Origin of the sequence: Martinezella lusitana, assembly GCF_014207095.1 — a bacterium.
GTDB classification, from domain to species: Bacteria; Pseudomonadota; Alphaproteobacteria; order Rhizobiales; family Rhizobiaceae; genus Rhizobium; species Rhizobium lusitanum_B.
The window spans coordinates 51,109-72,725 of sequence record NZ_JACHBG010000017.1; the positions used below are offsets into that span (position 1 = coordinate 51,109).

The window sequence follows — 21,617 nt, forward strand, 5'->3', positions numbered from 1 at the left end:
TCCCTCTCAAAAACATCTCACATTATCGATCACGACTTGCTCTCCACGCTGCGGCTTATAGGGGAAATCGCCATGGCATTTGGTGCCGTCCTCAAACGAAACCTCGATCGAGTTTCGAGCATGCAATCCGCGGATATAGGCCTGGCCGTCATAGCCGATGACGAAATCTTCGCTTGCTCCCTGCAATCTGCCGCTGAGGCCGGCGGGCAGGAAGGCGCCATTCTTATCCACAATGGTCACAAGCGCGGCCTGCGGTGCCTCCGCAACGCCAAACTTGACGACGACACCACTGCGATCTGCAGGTACGACGATCTCCTTCGTCGCTGGCACATCCGCGTCGACGGGAAGGTTCTTCGGATCGATGGACACGGTATTCGGCTCGTAGGAATTGAGATTTGGCACGAGTATACGGCCGCTCTGGCTAGTCTTGCCGACGGGCCTGTTCTGCTGTTGGACTTCGACGTCGGGAGCGCCGACATCGACAATGGCGAAGGCGTCGTCGATACGGTTGGTGGCAAAAACGCCGCCGCCGGCGGCCGCGATGGCGCCATCGAGCCGGAGCATGGCGCGAGCGTCCCGATCCTGTTGCTGGACGCCGGCCTCGATCTGCCCGAATGGCGCACGGTAGCTGAGGGCCGCTTCCCTGTTGGTGTTTTGCCCTTCGGATGTCCGCAATCGCCAGCCGAAGCTGCCATTTTCCTGCTGCATGGACTTGGAAACGTCGGCAACCAGTCCGAGACCATCCGGTCCGCTCTGCACACCGGTATTGGCGGTGATATTGCTGCCGAAGGGGATGGAAAGTCCGGCAAAGACCCCGAAGTTGCCTCGCTCCTCCAGATCGGTGAAGGCTGTGGCGTAAAACGTCGTGTGCTTGAAGGTTTGATTGTATGAAAGGCTGGCGATCTTGCTCTTGGTGCCGTCTGCACTTTCAAGCCTCGTGTATGAAAGATTGAGGCTGGAGAGATCCAACGGTGTCGGTACGCTCAGGGTCACCTGGTCGATGGCGCGCGGCACACCTGCACTGAGTATTGCAAGTCCGCCGGCGGTACTCGTCGTCGGCTTGGCAGACACGGACGCAATATCGTCGTAATCGTCGAAGGCGCGCTGTACGCGCGCATAAAGAGCCCATCTATCATAACTCAGTTCGAGCGATGCATTTGCAAGCGAACCGGAGCGATCGCTGCTCTTGCTTGCTGCACCAGCAACCGAAGCGACACCCCAACCACCCAGCGGGAAGGCGGCTCCGACACCACCGTTCAGGAGATCCACGCCGCCTTCGAAATGCCCCTCGAGCGTCAGCCAATCGGTCAATCCGTAGCGGGCGGTAGCGACACCCATGATGCGGTTGTCGTAGTCATTGGACTCTGTTCCGAAATTTCGACGGGGGACACCAAGTTCCGCTGAAAAATCCAAAAGGCCGCGTCGAAGCAGTAGGTTGGAGGAGTAAAACGGCAATGTCTGAGTTGTCTCCCGCCCAAGGCTGTCGCGCAGCACGACGGTTGCTTGCCCTCCGCCCGAGAAAACCGGTAAATTGTTGACTTCAAATGGCCCCGCGGGAACATCGCCGGAATAAGTTCTGACATTCTGGGCATAGATTTCGAGCGTGGAAGGAACCGCCGCAGTCCCGGCAAATGCCGGAAGAGGCTCCGTCACCAGATCCGAGCGCAGGCTGAAATTGCGTTGGAACTGGATACCGCCGAAGTAGACTGGTCGTGTCCAGGAAAGGCCGCCGGTCGTCAGATCGCCTGCGCGATAAGTGAGGAGGTTCTTTGGATCGGAATAGCTCCAGGTGGTGTTGAGGCGGGTGACGCCATCCAGGCTGCCGTTGGAGTATCCGGCGATGAAGGATTGGCTGAGGGTGCCGTAGGGGCTGAAAATTCGGGCATCGAATGATCCGGATATTCCCTGGAAGATATCGGAACTATTTTTGAAGAGGCTGTTGGAGCTGGCATAGAGGGAATAGTTGAGTACGGCTCCATAGCCGGATTGAGGCTCTGGAACCTTGCCTTCCTCCTGCTGTCTGACACTGATAACATGTGGCGCGCGCTGTTTGTCGCCCGCCTGAACATAGAGCCGCTGGGTCGGATCATCGACCTGATAGGACAAGCCGGGCAGGGTGCCAAGCTCGACGAGCGTGGCGTCGTCGACGTGCGCTGGAGGCTTTATGCCGACTTCGCGCAGTTCCCCTGCCGTCGCTACGAGCGAGCCATTCGAGCGCTGTTTGAAATTACCAATCATCTTCGTCGAGACGTTGTTGATGAATACCTCAAGATTGACGTCGCGTGTGCCAGCGGGCTGATCGGCGGTGACAGCCGCTGCCGGCGGATTGGGAACTTCCTGAGCACGCAGCACCGAAACCGAAAGAAGGATACTTGCAAAGACGGTGCCGGCACTAAGGTTTCGCAACAGCAACGTTTGCATTGAACGGCCCAAGATCGCTCTGGCCTTGCAAGGTGATCGCGCTGCTGGAGAGGGATTTTGCCGTGGCAATCGGCCACTGCATCGTCGCGCCGCTAAGAACGTATCCGACCAGGCCGTTGCGGCTGGCGATCTTTGTCCCTCCTTGTGTGACCGTCAGGTTCGACAGCCGAAACCGGCTGTCGCCATTGTTCTTGCCGGTCAAAAACAGGCTGTTGCCTTGCCTGTTGAGGTTCCAAGAGACGTTAGCCGGCTTGATATCGGCCCGTTTGAAAAAGATCGGAATCGAATGGCGCATGATCAACGTCACCGTTCCCGCGCGCGCGAGCCGCGGATCGGGCAGTTCATCGACGATGACGCGATATGTCTCCTCCGCCTTTACCGGAGCTTTGCTCGTGCGTACCACCCTGACGACGTACTGGCCGTTTGGACTCATCTTCGTTGAGGGAGGGCTGGCGACCACATCTCTGGTCGGTTCGAGCCGTTCGGTTCCCCCCGTCTGGCTCCATTTGAAAATGCGAACCTGGACGTTGATGGGGTGATCGCCATCATTGGCGAGATTGAGAACTGCGGTGCCGGATGGAGCGACAAGCTCCAGGCTGGTGGGGGCCACACGCAGCGATGCTGCGTTCACGCTGTGGGAACTCATAAGCAGAAGCATAGTCACGGCAATGCGTGGCAACCTGTGTTGCATGGCAGCCTCCTGTGCGTATGGTTTGCTCTAGTAGGTGACCGTAATCGCCACCGTATCGGTATAGGTGCCGGCAGCAGGGGTGGTCTGGGGCGGGACCCGGCCATAAACCGTATAGTTCTGGACGCTGCCGTTGCCAGTGCCTGTTTCCGTATCGGTACCGATCGTGACCCCCCAACTCTGAGACCGTGCGGAATCACGGTAGAGCCCATAGTTGATCGTTGCCGCCCCAGGGCCGGTCATGACCCGAACGGCTGTCGTAGCGCCGGCCCCCGCACCGGCACTTAAGCCCACATTATAGGTTGCTCCAGACGTACACTGGATCCCGATCGTGCTTGTCTGATCGATGTTGGAGGTGATGACTCCGTTGGTGCCAAAATTGAGGGTTCCTGCCGTCTGGACCAGGCACTGTGCCTGAATGGTGATGGTAACCGTCATATTGCCGGTTGCAGTGGCAGCCATTGCAGCCGGTTCTGCGATGATCATGGCGGTACTCACGAGAGCTGTACCGCATAGCACTTTCAGCATTCGCGATCCCCTAACCGTGCCTCCAAACATCGGAATATAAGAAACTAATCATATGTTTCCGATTCTGGCAATGCGCTAGAAACCGTGTGCATTGACCGCGAAAGTATCGAAAGAGTTGCCGAACAGTATAGGTTGCAACTACTCGGCATGTGTTTGGATGCAAACACCAATTTTGAAAATCATGGTTAACTTTTTGTATGTTTGATTGTTATTTTTTATGTAAATACAATAATGGCATATGTTTCACTTCCAAAGATGCATTCGCACGCAGTCTTGCCAATGATTAGTCACTGATTCGATCTGGTCACGCGGAAGGAGGCTTGTCCAAATAGCATGTCTCATCCATTGGATGAGGTGACACTGACACTCGCAATGCGGGCAGAGCAAAGCCAACCAGCACATACGAGGTCGATCCGGCAGATTAGTCGCGGGACAATCCCAGAACCACAATGCCAAATCGTTCGTCGCTCTTTTCAGCCGTGTTCAATACGTCGTGGCTCACCGTGTCGATGATCGCATATTTCTCGGCCTGATAGCGCCAATACTCAGATACGAAGGTATGGGACAGCCAGAAGCTGCTTTTTCCCGGAGCGCCGACCCAACCAACACTGCCGAATTCAGCAGCGCGCTTGAACAGACGCTTCAAATGCGTCTTGGAGATCATGAACTGACTCTGCAAGACCTTCATCGAGAGCGGACCAATCAGCACTTTGTCGGCGGCAAAATCCATCGAGGTGATGCGTGAGATGAGATAGTCCACGACCACGCTACCAGAAGTCGCCCAATTGAACAGGTTGAACGTCTCACCGGGATTGCGCAAAATATCGCTATCAATGATACGTTTGGCGATGATGGGATGCATGCGCCAGGTCGCGTCCGGGTCCATCGCTATCGCCGCCATGCGGTTTCCGCCATCAAGCGTATCGAGCACGATGAGATGGGTGTGAATCCACCGCATCATGTACTCTCGTGTAAATGGGGTCGGCTCGAGCAAGGTGACACGCCGATCCGAACCGCGTTGTATCGGTTGGATGAACTTGTAGGCCAGCATTTCCTTGAGGAACGCGGCCGCGGTATTGCGGCTGGCAATGCCGTGTTTCACGGCAAAATCCGTGAACCGACTGGCGTAAAGCCCCGGTATCGGCTCATCCGGATAGCCGAGAAACAGCGAAAAGCCGGCATGGGCCATCAGCCATCGCTGCTGCGCCGCCATAATCGAGGCAATGCGGGGATTCTCGCTATATATGGCCATGAGTTCATGGGCGTTCTGCAACATTGCCGATAGAAAATGCTGGTTGCGAACAAGCTCATCTGCCGTGGATACCATGTGCGGAAATTTATCACCCTAGGTTTCAGAAGGAATCCGTGGCTCGACCCTAACCCGCTCCACGATACAATAAGATCACAAGAACAACGGTTTGTCTTGTGGTACTCGTGACTAACTCTAAGAATTTTAAGGATAAAGCTTAACGGCGAAATATATCTCGCCAAGGCAAACTTGGGTTGGCGACGGTGCTTCCTCAATATTTCTTTGCATTTGGCCCGCAATTGGCCATGTTTCGGTAAAATCAGCGCCATAGTTCTCAAGAGAATGCATATCCGGGAAGTTGTCAAAAGGAGCGACCGATGGATATGCAGCCTGTGAGATGGTGGAACGGTCAGAGCGAGGTGACCCGGAGGCTCGGTACCGGCCTTGCCGTTTGTGGGACAGTGGTTGGCGCACTCTATCTGATTGTCGAAACCGCGCCCAGCGAACGCGCGATGCGGCTTTTCGACGATAGTGGACGCATCACGATCAACAGTGCCAGGTCGTTGGATCAGGGCGTAACAAATGGGCCGCAACTCGCGATCGATGCGAGCCCGCCCACCCGCCAGATGATGGCGGCGGCAGTGCCGATCCCGATGCCATCGCCTTTCGCGAGCGCCAAGGTCGCAGCGCCGGTCAAGCATGTCGCTTTGCGCTCCGACGTCTTAAAGGCCAAACCTGCGATTGCCACCGGTGTTGAACGTTTTGACCGTTGCTTGCCGCAATGCGAAAGTCGAGATCCTTTGATTGCCGGATATCCGGAATATGCCCAGGCAGAGCCGCCATTGGTGAATCAGGACCCGCCTCCAGTCGTGGAGGAAAAGGTAGGGTTTCGTCCATTGGCCGGCGCACGCGAGCTGTTGAACCAGGCAGTCGATGCTCCCGGCGCGATGTTGCGCCGCAGCCGGCAAGCGCTCGACAATGTCGCCCACATAGAGTGGTGAGGCTTTGCCGCCTGCAATATATAGGTGAGCGCCCATCGTCATATTCCCACGACGATGGGCGCTCATGTCCTTCAGATCGCCAAGCCCGCCGTCAGAGACGGATGCCGGGGGCGAGTATCACAGTCTGCCTGCGAGAGAAGTACTGTGCAGCAGCTTGCAGAGGTTGACGAGACCTGCGTCGAAATCGCCTGAGGCCGTAACCTGACGGCAGGCAATAAGCATGCGCTTCTGCTCGGCAGTCGACAAAGTCCGGAAGGCTGCAAGGGTACGATTATTCGAACCGGTGCCGAGGCCGGAACCAGTTCCGTTCGTGCCTGTTCCTGCACCTGCCGTACCCAGGCCACCCGTACCGCCCGTGCCGGTACCAGTACCACCGGAGCCGACGCCGACACCCGCTCCGACGCCAAGTCCAGACCCGCCCAGGGACGCACCGACGCCGGCATTAATGCCGCCGGATCCGCCAACCGACGCCCCGAGGCCTGCGTTTACTCCGCCAGAGCCGACAGACGTTCCAACGTTGGCGTTGACGCCGTTGGAGCCGCCCAAGGACGCACCAACACCAGCATTGACACCGCTCGTTCCGGATACGAAGGCACCCACTCCTGTATTGACGCCGTTCGTTCCGCCGACCGAGGTAGCGACACCGGCATTCAATCCGTTGGAACCGAGACCAGCGCCGACATTGGCATTGATGCCGCCGAGGGAGACACCCACACCTGCGCCAAGCCCGCCGCTACTGGGCGAACTGCCACTGCGATCCGTCCCGCCGCCAGGTTCTGCATAAGCTGTCGAAGCCAACAAAAGAAATGCGGATGCCGCAACCGCCATCCGTGAAGATCGTACTCTCATGACTAAACTCCGTTTCAGTTTTGACCAGTTAAGCAGCCAGTTTCTGATTATCGGAGCGCGCGCACCGTAGAGTTGGAATGAATGGGCGACGCTTGTTGTCCTTTCCTCCCAAGACCATCTTCCAGAATAGTCTAAATTAGTAATATCGCAACAAAGAATTGCGCGGATGCCTTGCACAATGATAACACAACCAACCGAGCGCAGAATGAGCTGCCCCATTTCGCAACAGGGTTGTTCTTACTTCATATTTCGGACAAGGCTATTCTGCGAAACCGAGCGGCTAGGCGCGCTCAGCCCAGATCTTTGCCAGTTCAACGAGCGTTTTAACAGCTTTCTCCATGTCCTGGCGACTGACCCATTCTAGCGGCGAATGAAACGCGTGGCCGCCGGCAAACAGATTGGCGCAAGGCAATCCCATGAAGGAGAGCCGCGAGCCATCCGTGCCGCCGCGGATACTGCCGCGCACAGGCTCCATGCCCGCACGACGGATTGCCTCGACGGCATAATCGACGATCTGAGGATGACCATCGAGGATGGTCTTCATGTTGCGGTATTGGTGCTTCACCGTGAATGTGTAGGAAGAGCCCGGATAGGTTGCCATGACATCCTTGACGATCCCCTCCAGCATGGCCTCCTTCTCAGCAAGACCAGCCTCATTGAAATCGCGAATGATGAAACCAAGCGAGGCTTTCTCCATGGAACCGCTGATACCGGTCGGATGAATGAAGCCATCGCGGCCGGCCGTTGTTTCAGGCGCTATGTTCTTGGGCAATCTGTCGATGATCGCGCCGGCAATCTTGATGGCATTTTCCATCCTGCCCAGCGCAAAACCGGGGTGAATGGCAACGCCCTGAATATTGACTTCGACACCATCGGCCGAAAATGTCTCGTCTTCTATGTGGCCGGCGGTTTCGCCGTCGACCGTATAGGCAAATTGCGCACCGAGTTTCTGCAGATCCACCTTGTCGACGCCGCGGCCGATTTCCTCGTCAGGCGTGAACAGCAACTTTATGGTGCCGTGGCGGATTTGCGGATTGTCGACGAGATATTGCGCAGCGGCCACGATCTCGGCGAGTCCGGCCTTGTCATCGGCACCGAGCAAAGTCGTGCCGTCGGAGGTAATGATGTCGTTGCCGATCTGATCCTTGAGGGCGGCGTGCTCGTCGAAACGAATGATACGCTGCGGATCGCAGGCAAGCCTGATGTCGCCGCCGGCGTAGTTTCTCACGATCTGTGGCTTGACATTCGTGCCGGTGAAGTCGGTTGCGGTATCCATGTGCGAGCAGAAGCAGATGACCGGAACCGGTTTTTCGACGTTGGAGGGTATCGTCGCATAGACATAGCCATATTCATCCAGGTGAGCGTCGGACAGGCCGATCGCCAGCAACTCTTCGACGAGGATACGGCCTAGATTCTTCTGCTTGGCGGTGGACGGATGGGTGGCCGAATTTGCATCCGATTGGGTGTCGACAACGACATAGCGAAGGAAGCGATCGGTGACGGTGGTCATGAGTCTGGCTCCAATGGTCCTCTGAGTTGCATAGCTATAGCGATACGCCGCCTCGCCGTGAAACCGTTTCCGCATCGGAACGACGCCGCCGGTAAAGCTCAAGTCTATCGAAGAAATAAGAGTTGCCGATCGGGCTCGACGGCAGGTGAATGTTGATCAGCGATACCTTTGGCACCGCCGACGAAAAGGCCGCCCCAGCCGATAGCGGGGCGGCCGTCAATTTCACATCGCCTTGCAGCGGCGCAACTTAGTTCGTTGCAGTCAGCGTAACGGACGTACCGGTTGCGGCAAGGTTAAGGCCGAGCTGACCCGTAACGCTGACCGTCTGAAGCTGGATGGAGCCGGCAGTGCCGCCGACGAGAATGTTGGTGCCAACGCCAGCACCCACAGTCGCTTCGACCGTGGCGCCCTGATAGAGGCCGCTCAGAGAGCCACGATGGTAGCCGGCTGTCGGCGCGAATACCAGCCAAACGAGCCGGCTGCGGGTCGTAAAGCCGAGATCGACGCCCATCTTCCTGATCGCACCGGTATAGTGATCGACGCGCGCCTTTCCGACTGTCGAATGGAAGGTGCACTCCACTTCCTTCGCGGAGCCAAGGACATAGCCCACACCGCCGCCGATTTCGCAATCGAGGTAGCCGATCTTGACACCATTGCGCTCGTCGGTTCCCTCGTCGCTATAGGTCGTCAGATCCGCTGCGCGCACTGCCGCCGTGCCGGCGACCATCAGCGATACGGCAGAAAGTGCCAGTGTCAGGATTTTTCTCATCTGTTTTCTCCTTGTCAGAGTATTTATGGGTGGGACACCCTTTGGCCAAGCCGATGGAATCAGCTCTCAACTACAGTCTGTAACTCCAGAACGATCCTCAAAATAAGGCGGCTATCGTCATGATCCACCTTAGATTATAGGGAGCTAGAACGGCGATCACAGCCCTCGTTCCTTCACGTTTTGCAACCGATTGAATCGCGCGGCTTAAAATCGGCCGCGGGAGACCGCAGAACCAGCCAATAGTCAATCACGCATTCTCGGGCAGCTTTTCTTTCGCGGTGAAGGCGAAAACATCGACCGGTTCACCCAAGCCCTTCAGTGGAAAGGAGCCAAGGCTTTCCATATCGCGCTGACAACTGGCCATTTCGACGAAGGCTTTGGACAGAAGCACCGGCCGCTTCACCTGCTTCGTTAGCGATTCCAGCCGCGAAGCAATATTGACGGCGGGGCCGATAACGGTGAAGTCGAGCCGTGTACGCGAGCCGATATTGCCGTACATCACGTCGCCGACATGCACGCCCACTCCGTAGCGAAGCACCTCGCGGCCATGCTTTCGGTTCTCTTCGTTGAGTGCCGCTACCGCGGCCTGCGCTTCGCTGATGGAGACGAGGAGATTGTGGCAGGCATTGGGGTCGCTGAGCGGAAAGATGGCGAGAAGCCCGTCGCCCATGAATTTCAGAATTTCGCCGCCGTGCTTCTCGATCGGTTCAACCATGGCATCGAAATAACCGTTGAGCAGCTCGATGACGTCGTCTCTCGGCCACATATCGGAGATCGTGGTGAAATCGCGAAGGTCGCAGATCAGGATTGCGGCGCCGACAGTGGCGCCGCTGCCGCGCGTCGTCGCTCCCGCCAGGATCTGCTCGCTGGCATGCGGTCCGACATAGGTGCGCAAAAGAGTGCGCGCCATAATGTTCTTGAGCCTGATCTCCGTCACCATCGTCAGTGCCGGCAGCAAGTCCTTCAGGAAGGTGATGTCCCGTTCGGTGAACCCGCCCGGCGCATCGGACGCAAAGGTGACGATGTGGCGCTTGCCGAGCGTATGATAGATCGGCCAGGCGATATAATCCGTCAGCCCTTCCGCATGCATTTCCTTGTATAAGGGATAGGACAACTGGTTTTTGTCCGAGACCTCCAGATTTTGCCGGACTTCGATTGCACCGTTGAAAATCTCGTTAATAGGACTGGCCAGAAACTGTGGCGTCTTCTCGACGCCATAGCTGAAGGTGGCAATGTCGCCTTCCTTCATGCCGGTGCGCCAGAGGATCCGCGCGCCGAGCCATTGCGGATGCAATGTTCTGAAATGCATGGTTGATCGGGCGACCGATATTCCGACCGCTCGCATCTTCTCGCATAGTTCAACGAGGATGTTGTCGATGAAGCGCTGCTCGCGAACATCATGCATCAGCCAGTCGAGGATCTTGCTCTGCTTCGTCGGCCAATGACCGCGATCATCGATTTCCGAGCCGACCGTTGCTTCAATAGAGGATTCCATTTCCTACCCCACAAATTCTCTTGCCTGTCACCGACGGTCGCTGCTTGCGCCGAGGCGAATATATCGCCCTCGCCATTTGCCGGAAACGATGTTCCGCCAGAAGTTTGCGGATTTGCACGCCAATTCTTCCGCTCTGGCGCGACAACGCTGAATCGGTCATATCCTTCATATGGTTCGGCGGCTGCCGGGCTGCAAACAAATTGTTTAGGGGTAGCGAATTGAGAGCTTATTTGGCAGGTCCCGAGGTGTTTCTTCCCAATGCGCGGGAAGTGCTGGACCGCAAGATCGCCTTGGCGCGCAGCTATGGCTTTATGCCAGTATCGCCCGGCGATCTGACCGTTCCGGAAACGGAAACCAAATATCAGCGTGGACTGGCAATCAGCGCCATCAATGAGAGCCTGATGAGCAGCGCCGATCTCATCATCGCCAATCTCACGCCATTTCGGGGCGTCTCGGCGGATGTCGGCACAGTTTTTGAACTAGGCTTTATGTGCGCACGCGGTTGCCCCGCCTTTGCCTTTTCCAATGCCACCGAAAATCACTTCGAACGTGTGAGCACCTTCTATCGGTCGGACGTGCATCTCGGTGCCGACGGACGCCATCGCGGACCGGACGGCATGGCTCTCGAGAATTTCGACATGACAGAAAATCTGATGCTGGATGGCGGAATCGCCACGCGCAATGGCGCGATAGTCACGCGAAAAGTGGCGCCTGATCAGCTGTTTCTGGACCTGACCGCCTTTGAAGAATGCTTGAAGCTGGCGGCGAAGAGACTGTTGAAACCTGCCGTCGGCGCCTGACTGCTTACGAGAGGCAGTGTTCCTTCCAAAACGATCGATCGGGCGCGATGCGACGGCGCCGCGGTATCACCAACGCCCTGACAGAGCGTCATCGATTGCTTTGGCTCTTGCTGGAAGCTGGCCGTAGGCCGTCACATCCGGCCTGACGAATCCGGCAAGGCCGAGCGATTTCAAAATGGCGCGGCCGTCCGGGCTTCGGTGTACATCGAGAAGTGCCACCTGAAGCGCATCGTTTGTCTCGAGAGGCAGCTGCCTGGCCGCGACGAGGAGCGGGAAGGGTGCCGGCCTTGTCGTCGCGATCACTCGCAAAGGGGCGAGCATATCAGGCTCGTGCAGTTCCAATAGTTGGAAAGCATAGGCGTCGATCGCACCGACATCGATCGCATTGGTGCGGATTGCCTCGATCACCCCATGCGGATTGAGCAGCGGACCGACCGTCTCTGGGGCTGAATGTTCGTTTGCGATTTCGGCAAAAAACTCCCGCGGCGCATTGTAGCCGGACTGAGAGTCTCGCACTGTCCAACCCCAGCGCAAGCCTGGAAGATCTGCAAGATCAAATGACGCATCGCGCCCCACGACGATGTGGCTGGCATAGACCGGTTGTCCCTTGCTCCAATCCGCGAGGGAAACCGGTGCCGCCAGCGGCACGGGACGTTCCTCGGCTGCCAGTTTGGAAAACGGATAGCCGCACATGAAAACGACGCCCATATCCGAGCGCGCCCAAAGTTCTGAAAGGGGTGCGGGTGCGGCGTGGGGAATAATCTCGAGATCGACATCGGAACGGCGAGAAAGCCAATGGAACAAGCGATCCCATTGCTCCGAAATCCGCGGGCTGAGATTATACATGCGCGAGCAAGCGATGGCTGGGGCTAGGGGCGTCGTCATATCAGGTCACGCAAAACGAAGGCGTTGGCCGATATTCATGCGTCTGGCCTTTTCGACCATCGCCGCGCCGAGCGCGACATCGGTGGTGCTGAGCCCGCGATGCCAGAAGAGGATAGTCTCCTCGTCATTTTCGCGACCGGGCTTGGCGCCGCAAACGATCTGACCGATTTCGGCATGGAGCGTCTCGGCCGTCACCTTGCCCTCATCGACATGTCGGCGCAGCGCGCCGAACGGCCGACCGGGACCGCACTGTCCCCAATCGTCAACGACGACCTTGTCCATAATGTCGGTCAGGTCGAATTCGAGCGCGCTCATCGTGCCGTAGGGAACGACGAATGCACCTTTCTTCACCCAGTTCGTTTTGAAGAGTGGCGCAGGTTCCGGCAGACGGCTGGCCTCAATCATGATATCGGCGCCCTTGAGGCAATCTTCCCAATTATCCGTCACGACGATCTTTTTGCCGAGGTCCTTTTCCAAGCGCGCAGCGAATGCATCCCGGCTTTCCGGGCGGCGGGAGTGGACGCGGATTTCTTCGAAATCGAAGAGATGATCGAGCAGACGCACATTCCAATAAGAGGTGCCGCGCGCTCCGATATGGCCGAGGATCTTGCTGTCCTTGCGGGCAAGATGGCGGGCACCGATAGCCGTGACAGCGCCAGTGCGCATGTCGGTAATCGCGGTCGCGTCGATCACAGCCTTCGGCACGCCGGTATGCGGATCGAAGAGGTTGAGCACAGCCATTTCCGAAGGCAGGCCCTGTTTGTAATTGTCAACAAAGTCGCCGACGACCTTCACGCCTGCATAATCCAATGGTTTCACATAGCCGCGCAAGACATTGAAATGTCCTTTATCTGAGCTCTCTGGAACGAGATGGACACGGGGCTCGATCACGGTCTCGCCGCGCCCTTGCGCATCGAGTGCTGTGGTCACGGCGTCCAGAATTTCATCGTTGGAAAGTGCCAGTGCCTTCGCATCGAGGGCATTCAGATAGTCGATCCAGATTTCCTGCATTGCCATTCTCCAAGTCACTTGCCGGCTGAGCCGGTCTATCGATAAGGCGGGTTGCGCGCCTGTTGGGCACCATCACGAATTTTGGACGAGACCAGGTTTCCAGCCGGTATTTTCGATGAACTCCGACAGTCTTTCGAAATCCGGCCCTTGAGCACGATCCTCACCGAGAGGCGGCACGAGAGCACGAACCTGCCGGTAGGCTTGCCCGGTGAGCGTGCCAAGCTCATTCTCCACGCCACGAAGCTCAACTGCTTGCGCCGAAGCGATAAGCTCAATGACGACGAGGTAGCGCAGCCGCTCGATGATCGCCCCCGTCTTGGCCAGAACACCCGGCGCCATCGACGCCTGATCCTCGACCCCGTCCGCAACCGGAAGGGGTGTGAGCGAGATCGGTATGGCCAGATGCCGTATCTCGGCCTCGAGCGCCGAGACCGTCTTTTGCACCGTCGCGAAACCCGTGCGGCTCTGGTCAAGCGGCGTGAGGAACCGCGGCAGGTCCGACATGGCGGCCGACATGATTTTCATCGTGCGGTACGCGGTGGCGGCGGCACAATGCGCCAGCGCCTGACCGAGGTGTTCCCATGCCAGCACGAAGGCGGTCATGTCGAAATTTCCATGCGAGAGAATAAGCCCTGCATCGGCGAGCACGACCGGGTTGTCGCCCGAGCTGGCAAGCTCGATCTCCGTTACCTCATGAGCCTGGCCGATTGCATAGTGAAGCGCACCCCAGACCTGTGGAGCGCAGCGGTAACTCAAGGGATCCTGCAACCGCCGCGCCGCACCATCGGCGAGCAGCGAGCTTCCGGTAAGCAGCTCGCGAAGCCTGGCTGCGACATCTCTCTGGCCAAAGGCCGGTCTTGCAGCCAGCGCCCGGTCGTCGAAAGCGGATGTGTTAGCGCGGAAAGCCTCGAAATTCAAAGCGATTGCAGCAAGCGACCAGTCGAACAGCCGAGAAACGTCTTCGAGACAAAGACAGGCCCTGCCGACGGACAGGCTGTTGGCGACGACGAGAACATGGCCGTCTTTCGGTCCCAGCGGAAGCGGTTTCAAACCGGCCCTTTCGAGAGCTTCGCCCGCCGTTGTTACTATACCGCCGACCTCGGCCTCACCATCTCCCAGCAAAGCTCTGCCCATGTGCGCAAGCGGAGCAAGATCGGCCGCGCCGATAGAGCCAAGCGACGGCACGACCGGGTGAAAACCTGCATTAAGCGCGGCCACCAGTCCTGAAAATACCGGCAGCGACACGCCGGACCCGCCAGCCGCCATGCCGGCGAGGCGCGCCGCCATCATGGCTCGAACAGCCTCGCGCGGGAGCGCAGGGCCGACTCCGACCGCACGCGCTTGGGGCACGCGCATCTGAAAGGCAATCAGATCATCCGCATCAAGCCTGGTATCGACACCCGCGCCCAAAGCGGTTGTCAAACCATAGACCGGACGATCATCGGCGAGATAGCCTTCCACGACCGCACGGGCTGAGCGGATCTTTCCCTCGACCTCTGGCGAAATCGCAATCGTCGCGTTGCCTCTTGCGATCTCGACGATATCCTTCACTGTCGGAGGCGTTCCGGTGAAGGATACGGTATTGTCCGTCTTGCTCATTTCCGCTTGCCTCCAGCACCTGTGATCGCCTTGCCGCCAATGTTCGTCGTCGGATCAGGTATGTCTAACGCATACCATGTCATAGGGGCAGCGGCAGTCATATCGATTGAAGAACACCGCTATCCTATTGTGCGGCGATCCCCCTGTTGAAAAGCCAGGTAGGCTGGATGATTTTGTTTTCTGTGTTAAGATATTAATGTAAGCTATTGATATTATGCAATTTTCATTGAGAATCATTCCGGCTCCAGCATCCAGGCCATAGGAACTATGGCTGCCTGACTTCTGATATCGGCTTGGCTGACGCCTTGCCCATTGTTGCCAAAACGGCGAGGTCCGAACCACTTTTCACAAAGTGGTCCTTGCCGAGCCATCCATTCGCGGCTCAGTTTGCCAGCTCAAACATGACGGAGGAAGCTGATGGCTGAGGAAGACAAGATCGTTTTCGCGAACGGTAAGGGCGAGTTCTGGACCGACGAACGATGCTATATTACGGAGTTGCACAATTGCGATGCGTCTCCGGAAGCGTCGCTAGCGGTCGCTCGCGTCGAGGTAGGCGTTACCACGCAGCTGCACAGCCTGACCGGAGTGATAGAGCGTTACATCGTTCGCCAAGGCGAGGGCAACCTCGAAATCGATGGCGTAAAGCAGCGGCTTCAGGTGGGGGATCAGGCAGTCATACCGGCCGGCGCGGCACAGCGTATCGAGAATACGGGCGCAGTAGATCTCGAATTCTATTGCCTGTGCACGCCGCGATTCTTCCCGGAATCCTATGTGAACCTGGAACAATAAGTAGGTAGGTGGAATTGCTAGGCGGGAAATGTCTCGCCTGCCAGATTGCAAATGGTGTCGATGGCGAACTGCATGGTCGCCGGCGGGCGGACGAAGGGCAAGCGGATGAAGTCGCCAAAATTCTCATTGGCGGAGTAGCCGGGGCCGGCCGACAGGAATAGGCGGTGGCGTTGGGCCTCTTGGCACAGCGCCACTGTATCGACACCGGGCATGTGGATCCACATGGCAGTGCCGCCCGCAGGACGCGACCAGCGCCATCGGCCTTGGACGCGCTCCGTAATGAGATCCTCGGCGGCTTTCAGATGGCCGGCAACCTCCTGGTGACGATAAGTCCGCGCTTCGCTGATGTTTTCGAGCAGGCCGACGGCGAGATACTGATCGAACATCGAACAACCGAGGTCGTTGACCGCTTTGAAACTCGCGAGCCGCTTCACGACTAGAGGCGTAGACCTGATCCAGCCGATGCGGATACCACCCCAGAACAACTTCGATAGCGTTCCGATCGTTGCGACGAGCTCCGGATTCGTCTGGCCGGCGAGTGGACGCGGTGTTGTTCCAGCGAGGGTGGAAAGTTCGTTTTGCGCGCCATCTTCGACAAGGAAAGTCGGGTAACGTTCCAGCAGATCCACAAGCTTGCGGCGACTGGCATCGTCCAGCGATCGCCCCGTCGGGTTATGCGCTTCCGGAAAAAGATAGAGAAGCTTTGGCCGGTTCCTGAGCGCCTTTTCCAATTCGACCATGTTCAGACTGGTATCCGTGGCAGCGACGGGAACAATCCGCGCATTGCGCCGGCGAAAGGCCTCCAACGAGCCGCGATAGACCGGGTCTTCAACAACGACTGCATCCGACGGATCGACAAGGGCGTTGGCGAGAAGCCAAACCGCCTGCTGGGCGCCGCTGGTAATCAGAATATTGTCGGGATGGGTCGGAAGTCCGAGGTCTGTATAGTAACGAGCGACAGCCCAGCGGAGCGCGGGCAGACCGGAGGCATCGTAACCAAGGCCGGCAGCGACGCTTGCAAGGTCGACGCCGCGCAAAGCGGCAAGCATTCGGGTGAGAACGGGTGAGGGCGGCAGGGCGCCGCTGGTCATATCGATATCCTGGGGGAGCGCCAAGACTTCGCCGGCAAGGCGCGTATGCGCAGCCCCCGAGGTGGTTGCAGACGCAACGATGCGATGGCCGCTGCCATGCCGGCTGTCCAGCACTTCCGCATCCCGCAAAGAAGCATAGGCCGCAACGACCGTTCCCCGGCTTACTGCAAGCGCCGTCGCAAGCGCTCGTTCCGAGGGTAACAGACCACCGACGGGCAGCTCTCTCGCGGCGATCAACTTGGCGATTGCCAAACTCAGCTGCTGGCTGATCTTGCCCTCGAGCATGCGCCAGTCACCAATGAGCCGGCTGATCCTTGCCGGTGAAATCCTGTTCATTCCTGATCCACTTCTCGACAAGTGGACTTTGTCAGATCTCGAAGAATGGAGCAACTTGGTTTGCGGAGAACGAGATGAAGGGCCTCGGTCAGCAGGCTCAGGGGAGGAAAAAATGGGATCTTTCGCCACTAGGGGCGAGCATGCGCCATTGGCCGTACGGCAAGTCGTGCCAACGCGCTCGCATGCTGGCAAACGTTATCTAGTCCTCGGCGGTGCAGGCGGTGCCGGCAAGGCCGCTGCTGAACTGCTGGCGGCTGAAGGCGCCTCGGTCGTCATCGGCGACGTCCGCGAGCAGGCCTTGAATGAGGCAATTGCAGGCCTCGGGCCACATTCCAAAACGGTTTCTGGCGTCGTGGTCGACCTCAGCAGCGCCGAGTCTATCGCAGCGGCAATCGGGCAGGCTGAGCATCGGCTCGGCGCCCTGGACGGGCTCGTCAACTGTGCGGCCATCGTCCGACATGTCGATCCTCTTGAAACACCCTGGACGGATTGGGAGCGCATTTTCTCCATCAACGTCTTTGGCGCGTTCGAAGCCGCGCGACTTGTCGCCAAGGCAATGATTGCAAAGGACATCAAGGGCGCAATCGTCAATGTGGCATCGGAAGCCGGCAAGAAGGGACACACCCAGTCGCTCGCCTATAGTGCCAGCAAGGCGGCCATGATCAACTTCACGCGGGTTCTGTCTGAAGTGCTTGCGCCGAACGACATCAACGTGAACTGCGTCTGCCCAGGCGGCATGGCGACGGACATGCTCCGCGAGGTCGCAGTCGCCTATGGCGGTCTCGTCGATCAGGCTCCCGATGACGTGTTCAAGCAGCTCGTCAGCTCGCAATTGCGCCGGCATATCGATCCGGCCGAACTCGCGCGCACGATCTCGTTCCTGCTCAGCGACGACGCGATGATCATTCGCGGCCAGGCGATCAACACCGATGGTGGCGATACGCCCTATTGAACCAATGCGCCCTGGCTGTTCGGCGCTTCTGCGTTCCGCAACTCCCGCGACATACTTGCCCTTGGAGTCTCAAATGACCACCACCAGCAAATTCCAGAATATCTGCCTCGGTTCCGCCCTTGCCCTTGCAACGCTTTGGGTGCCGGCCAAGGCTGAAGATGCCACCTACGTTCTGGTCACGCCCAGCCGCATTGGAGTGAACAAGTTCCTCGGCCTTGGAAAGATCGGCATCGAAAAAGCCGCAGAGGCTCACGGCGTGAAAGCGCGTATCTTCGAAGGCACCGATCCGTCTACCCGCAGACAGAACGTCCAGGCCGCAATCGACATGAAGGCCCAGATCATCGCCGTCATGGGCTTTGAGTTCGGCGATATCATCGCCGATCTGGCGCCGGATTATCCGGAATCGAATTTCGTCATCATCGATACCTGCATTCCGGATGCGCCGAAGAATGTTCACTGCGCCGTGTTCCGCGAACAGGAATCCGCCTATCTCGCCGGCGCGGAGGCTGCCTTGACCTCGAGCAGCAAGACGGTGGGTGTGATCGGCGCTCTCGATATCCCGTTCCTGCATCGCTACACCGATTCCTTCGCGCTCGGCGCAAAGGCGGTGCGCTCCGACATCAACGTCCTACCGACCTCATGGATCGGCGGCGATAATCCCTTCCAGGATCCAGTGAGGGCGCAGACGCAAGCCGCATTGCAGCTCTCGAATGGAGCGGACCGCATCTATGCGGTCGCGGCGGGCAGCAATGGCGGCGTCTTCAAGGCGGTGGCTGACAAGCCCGGCGCGATGGCGATCGGCCTCGACGTCAATCAGTGTGGCGATGCTCCCGGCGCCATCCTCGATAGCACGCTCAAGCGCGTCGATGTCATTCTTCCTGCCACTATCGACGGCATCCTCAAGGGCTCCGCCAAGCCGGTAGTGGGCTTCGGCCTTGCCGAAGGCGGACTGGAGCTGCTGGCCATGTCACCGGACGTTGCGGCCTCCGGCTGCGCGGTCGCAAAGGAAACCGAAGTCATCGGCAAACTCAAGGAAATCCAGGCAAGGATCGTATCGGGTGCGATCGCTATCCCTGATCCCATGGCTCAGTGACGATTCCGGAGCACGACAATGGCCTTGCTTCAGATGAAGGGCATTACGAAGCGATTTGGGAGCCTTGCTGCCAATGACGGCGTCAGCCTCGAGGTAAAAAGCGGCGAGATCCACGCGCTGATGGGTGAAAACGGGGCCGGCAAGTCGACCCTGATGAACGTCCTCTATGGGCTCATCAAACCGGATGCCGGCGAAATCGTGATCGATGGCAAAGCCATGGATTTTGCAAGCCCGCTCAGCGCCATCGCCGCCGGCGTTGGCATGGTTCACCAGACATTCAGGCAGTTTCCGAACCTGACCGTCTGGGAAAACCTGGTGTTCCAGAACGAGCCCGGCAATGGTCCGTTTGTCTCGGCCGATGCCGCTCGCGATTTTGTTCGCAAGCTCGGCGCCAAGCACGGGCTCGAGATCGACCCCGACAGCCGTGTGCGCGATCTGGCGGTCGGCATACGCCAGCGCCTCGAGATTCTAAAGGCGCTGTCGCGTCAGGCGAAGATCCTGATCCTCGACGAGCCGACGGCCGTCCTCACGCCTCAAGAACGCGACAGCCTCTTCGCGGCCATGCGACATCTGGCAAGCCAAGGCATGGCGCTCATTCTCGTGACCCATAAAATTCCGGAGGTCACCGCCGTCACAGACCAGATCACCGTCATGCGTGACGGCCGCCTCACGGGTACCTTGACGACGGCGGAGACGAACGAGGCCGAGATCATCCGTGCCATGATTGGGCGAAATGTGCCGCCAACGGTCGCGACGAAGGTGGTGTCGACCGCAACGCCGATGCTCTCTGTCCGGAACCTTTCGGTCCGCAAGGCAAATGTTGCCGTTGTTGACGATGTGTCTTTCGACGTTCGGCCTGGGGAAATCGTCGGTATCGCCGGCGTTTCCGGAAACGGTCAGCCGCAGTTGATTTCAGCCGTCACGGGACTTGAGCGCGCGGTGGGCTCGGTGGTCGTCGCTGGGAAGGACGTTTCCGATTTCTCGATCGCAGATCGTCGGTCCGCCGGCATCTCCTATGTGCCCGAGGATCGGCATCTGACGGGCACTGCGCCCGCAGCCTCGATTGCTGACAACATCGTCTTTGGCACGCATCGTGTCTCAGATGCCTCTCACCGGGGATTTCTCCGCAAAGAGGCCATCCGCACCCAGGCGCGCAGGCTGATTGAACAATTCAGGGTGAAAGCCACCTCGGAGCAGGTGCCGATCGGCTCGCTCTCCGGCGGCAACATGCAGAAAGTGGTCATAGCCCGCGAGATCGAGCACCAATCGCCGCTTATCATCATCGAGGAGCCGACACGCGGGGTGGATGTCGGAGCCATAGAATTTATTCACAAGACGCTGATTGCCGAACGCGACAAAGGCCGGGCGATCCTGGTGGTCTCATCCGACCTCAATGAACTGCTGGCGCTTTCGGATCGCATTCTCGTGATGTTCGAGGGACGGATCAACGCCAGCCTCACCGGAAACGATATGAACGAAAGCACCGTCGGCGGCTGGATGATGGGGGGAGTACAAAGCGCATGACGACGGCGGGAGGCCTCGATACGAAATCAAGAATGGTGGCCATCGTGCTCTCCATCATCGCTGCGGTTGTTCTGGGAGGGCTTGTCGTTCTCTCGACCGGTGCCAATCCGCTCTCGGTCTATCGTGAGATCATCACCGGCGCCGTCGCCGGCCGCGGACTGGGCGAGACGCTCACCCGCGCTGTACCATTGGTCGGTATGGCCCTGGCGGCTGCGATCGCGCTGCGCGCCGGCCTCGTCAATCTCGGCGGCGACGGGCAGATGCTGGTCGGCGGGCTCGCAGCCGCGCTTGTTGCGCTTTACCTGCCGGCGCCAGGTGTCCTCAGAGCCGTGTTGGCGTTGCTGGCCGCCATGTGCGCAGGTGGCCTCTATGCCTGGATCGCGGCCATCCTTCAGCTAAGTCTCGCGATTCCTTTTCTGATCGCGAGCCTGCTCCTGAGCTATATCGCCCGCGGCCTGACATCCTATCTCGTTCGCTATCCCCTGCGCGATCCATCGACGGGTATGCCGGAAACCTATCGTGTCGCGACGGGAGCACGCCTGCCCAGCAGCATTCTCGAATTGCCGATCAGTTGGGGCATGGTGATCATGGCTGCGGTCGCAATTGCCGTGGTCGTCAACGACCGGCACGGCGTCAATGGTTTCGAGTGGCGTATGACGGGTCTCAATGCCCGCTTCGCGCAATATTCAGGAACGAACTTGCAGCGTCAGACGCGCCGGGTGGCTTTCCTGAGCGGCGCCCTGGCCGGGCTGGTCGGTGCCCTGCTTATACTCGGACAGCAATATCGTTTCACCGATGGCGCCTTGCTTGCTCCGGGCTACACCTGGTCCGGCTTGATGGCAGCGGTCCTTGCCATGGCAAGCCCGATTGCGACCGTCATCACGTCGATATTCTTCTCAGCCCTGCAGGTGGGCGGATTTTCCATGGAGCGGGCGCTCGGCCTGCCAGCCGTCCTCACATGGGTCTTGCAGGCATTGATCATTCTCTGCCTCGCTGCCCGCCCGATCTTCCTGAGGAAGCGATAGAT

At 58.5% G+C, this 21,617-nt stretch carries 19 protein-coding genes; 7 read left to right on the plus strand and 12 right to left on the minus strand.

The window, feature by feature from the left end:
* Nucleotides 1-6 precede the first annotated feature (6 nt).
* The 4 genes from GGD46_RS25250 to GGD46_RS25265 form a co-directional block, all read right to left on the minus strand.
* Complete coding sequence (locus GGD46_RS25250; RefSeq protein ID WP_184709171.1) at nt 7-2,421, minus strand: fimbria/pilus outer membrane usher protein; 2,415 nt, start codon at nt 2,419-2,421, stop codon at nt 7-9.
* Nucleotides 2,393-3,112, minus strand: a complete 720-nt coding sequence (locus GGD46_RS25255) for a molecular chaperone (protein WP_184709173.1) — start codon at nt 3,110-3,112, stop codon at nt 2,393-2,395. Before GGD46_RS25255 ends, GGD46_RS25250 begins: the two co-directional genes overlap by 29 nt.
* A 27-nt stretch (nt 3,113-3,139) precedes the next feature.
* Complete coding sequence (locus tag GGD46_RS25260) at nt 3,140-3,637, minus strand: spore coat U domain-containing protein (RefSeq protein WP_184709175.1); 498 nt, start codon at nt 3,635-3,637, stop codon at nt 3,140-3,142.
* Between the two features lie 421 nt (nt 3,638-4,058).
* Nucleotides 4,059-4,964, minus strand: a complete 906-nt coding sequence (locus GGD46_RS25265) for a hypothetical protein (protein ID WP_184709177.1) — start codon at nt 4,962-4,964, stop codon at nt 4,059-4,061.
* A gap of 299 nt (nt 4,965-5,263) precedes the next feature.
* Here GGD46_RS25265 and GGD46_RS25270 point away from each other — a divergent pair, with 299 nt between their 5' ends.
* Nucleotides 5,264-5,887: a hypothetical protein gene (locus GGD46_RS25270; RefSeq protein WP_184709180.1), complete on the plus strand. Its 624-nt coding sequence runs from the start codon at nt 5,264-5,266 to the stop codon at nt 5,885-5,887.
* Nucleotides 5,888-6,004: 117 nt separating this feature from the next.
* Here the strand turns inward: GGD46_RS25270 and GGD46_RS25275 are convergent, their stop codons facing one another.
* The 4 genes from GGD46_RS25275 to GGD46_RS25290 form a co-directional block, all read right to left on the minus strand.
* Nucleotides 6,005-6,736, minus strand: coding sequence for a hypothetical protein (locus GGD46_RS25275; protein WP_184709182.1), 732 nt, complete (start codon nt 6,734-6,736; stop codon nt 6,005-6,007).
* Nucleotides 6,737-7,016: 280 nt separating this feature from the next.
* Nucleotides 7,017-8,246, minus strand: a complete 1,230-nt coding sequence (gene pepT, locus GGD46_RS25280) for a peptidase T (RefSeq protein WP_184709184.1) — start codon at nt 8,244-8,246, stop codon at nt 7,017-7,019.
* A gap of 247 nt (nt 8,247-8,493) precedes the next feature.
* Nucleotides 8,494-9,015 carry a DUF992 domain-containing protein gene (locus tag GGD46_RS25285; RefSeq protein ID WP_184709186.1) on the minus strand — a complete coding sequence of 174 codons (522 nt, stop codon included), beginning with the start codon at nt 9,013-9,015 and terminating at the stop codon, nt 8,494-8,496.
* 247 nt (nt 9,016-9,262) lie between these two features.
* Nucleotides 9,263-10,510 (minus strand): adenylate/guanylate cyclase domain-containing protein, encoded by a 1,248-nt coding sequence (locus tag GGD46_RS25290; protein ID WP_184709188.1) that lies wholly within the window; start codon nt 10,508-10,510, stop codon nt 9,263-9,265.
* A gap of 218 nt (nt 10,511-10,728) precedes the next feature.
* Here GGD46_RS25290 and GGD46_RS25295 point away from each other — a divergent pair, with 218 nt between their 5' ends.
* Nucleotides 10,729-11,310, plus strand: a complete 582-nt coding sequence (locus GGD46_RS25295) for a nucleoside 2-deoxyribosyltransferase (RefSeq protein ID WP_184709286.1) — start codon at nt 10,729-10,731, stop codon at nt 11,308-11,310.
* A gap of 66 nt (nt 11,311-11,376) precedes the next feature.
* Here the strand turns inward: GGD46_RS25295 and GGD46_RS25300 are convergent, their stop codons facing one another.
* From GGD46_RS25300 to hutH, 3 genes are all read right to left on the minus strand, one after another.
* Nucleotides 11,377-12,195 carry a phosphate/phosphite/phosphonate ABC transporter substrate-binding protein gene (locus tag GGD46_RS25300; RefSeq protein ID WP_246806472.1) on the minus strand — a complete coding sequence of 273 codons (819 nt, stop codon included), beginning with the start codon at nt 12,193-12,195 and terminating at the stop codon, nt 11,377-11,379.
* 6 nt (nt 12,196-12,201) lie between these two features.
* Nucleotides 12,202-13,206 carry an ornithine cyclodeaminase family protein gene (locus GGD46_RS25305; protein WP_184709190.1) on the minus strand — a complete coding sequence of 335 codons (1,005 nt, stop codon included), beginning with the start codon at nt 13,204-13,206 and terminating at the stop codon, nt 12,202-12,204.
* 72 nt (nt 13,207-13,278) lie between these two features.
* Complete coding sequence (gene hutH / locus GGD46_RS25310; protein WP_184709192.1) at nt 13,279-14,805, minus strand: histidine ammonia-lyase; 1,527 nt, start codon at nt 14,803-14,805, stop codon at nt 13,279-13,281.
* A 417-nt stretch (nt 14,806-15,222) separates the two neighbouring features.
* On the opposite strand from hutH, the gene GGD46_RS25315 reads away from it, so the two are divergent.
* The gene (locus GGD46_RS25315; protein ID WP_184709194.1) at nt 15,223-15,594 is read left to right on the plus strand and encodes a cupin domain-containing protein; all 372 of its coding nucleotides are present in this window, start codon (nt 15,223-15,225) and stop codon (nt 15,592-15,594) included.
* A gap of 17 nt (nt 15,595-15,611) precedes the next feature.
* On the opposite strand, the gene GGD46_RS25320 is transcribed toward GGD46_RS25315, so the two are convergent.
* Nucleotides 15,612-17,021, minus strand: coding sequence for a PLP-dependent aminotransferase family protein (locus GGD46_RS25320; RefSeq protein WP_184709196.1), 1,410 nt, complete (start codon nt 17,019-17,021; stop codon nt 15,612-15,614).
* 112 nt (nt 17,022-17,133) lie between these two features.
* Here GGD46_RS25320 and GGD46_RS25325 point away from each other — a divergent pair, with 112 nt between their 5' ends.
* The 4 genes from GGD46_RS25325 to GGD46_RS25340 all read left to right on the plus strand — a co-directional run bounded on the left by GGD46_RS25325 (nt 17,134) and on the right by GGD46_RS25340 (nt 21,615).
* Nucleotides 17,134-17,973 carry an SDR family NAD(P)-dependent oxidoreductase gene (locus GGD46_RS25325; RefSeq protein ID WP_184709198.1) on the plus strand — a complete coding sequence of 280 codons (840 nt, stop codon included), beginning with the start codon at nt 17,134-17,136 and terminating at the stop codon, nt 17,971-17,973.
* A 73-nt stretch (nt 17,974-18,046) separates the two neighbouring features.
* Entirely contained in the window at nt 18,047-19,066 is a 1,020-nt protein-coding gene (locus GGD46_RS25330; protein ID WP_184709200.1) for a BMP family ABC transporter substrate-binding protein, read from the plus strand.
* 18 nt (nt 19,067-19,084) lie between these two features.
* Nucleotides 19,085-20,590 carry an ABC transporter ATP-binding protein gene (locus tag GGD46_RS25335; protein WP_184709202.1) on the plus strand — a complete coding sequence of 502 codons (1,506 nt, stop codon included), beginning with the start codon at nt 19,085-19,087 and terminating at the stop codon, nt 20,588-20,590.
* Entirely contained in the window at nt 20,587-21,615 is a 1,029-nt protein-coding gene (locus GGD46_RS25340; protein WP_184709204.1) for an ABC transporter permease, read from the plus strand. The genes GGD46_RS25335 and GGD46_RS25340 overlap by 4 nt, the downstream gene beginning before the upstream one ends.
* Nucleotides 21,616-21,617: the final 2 nt, after the last annotated feature.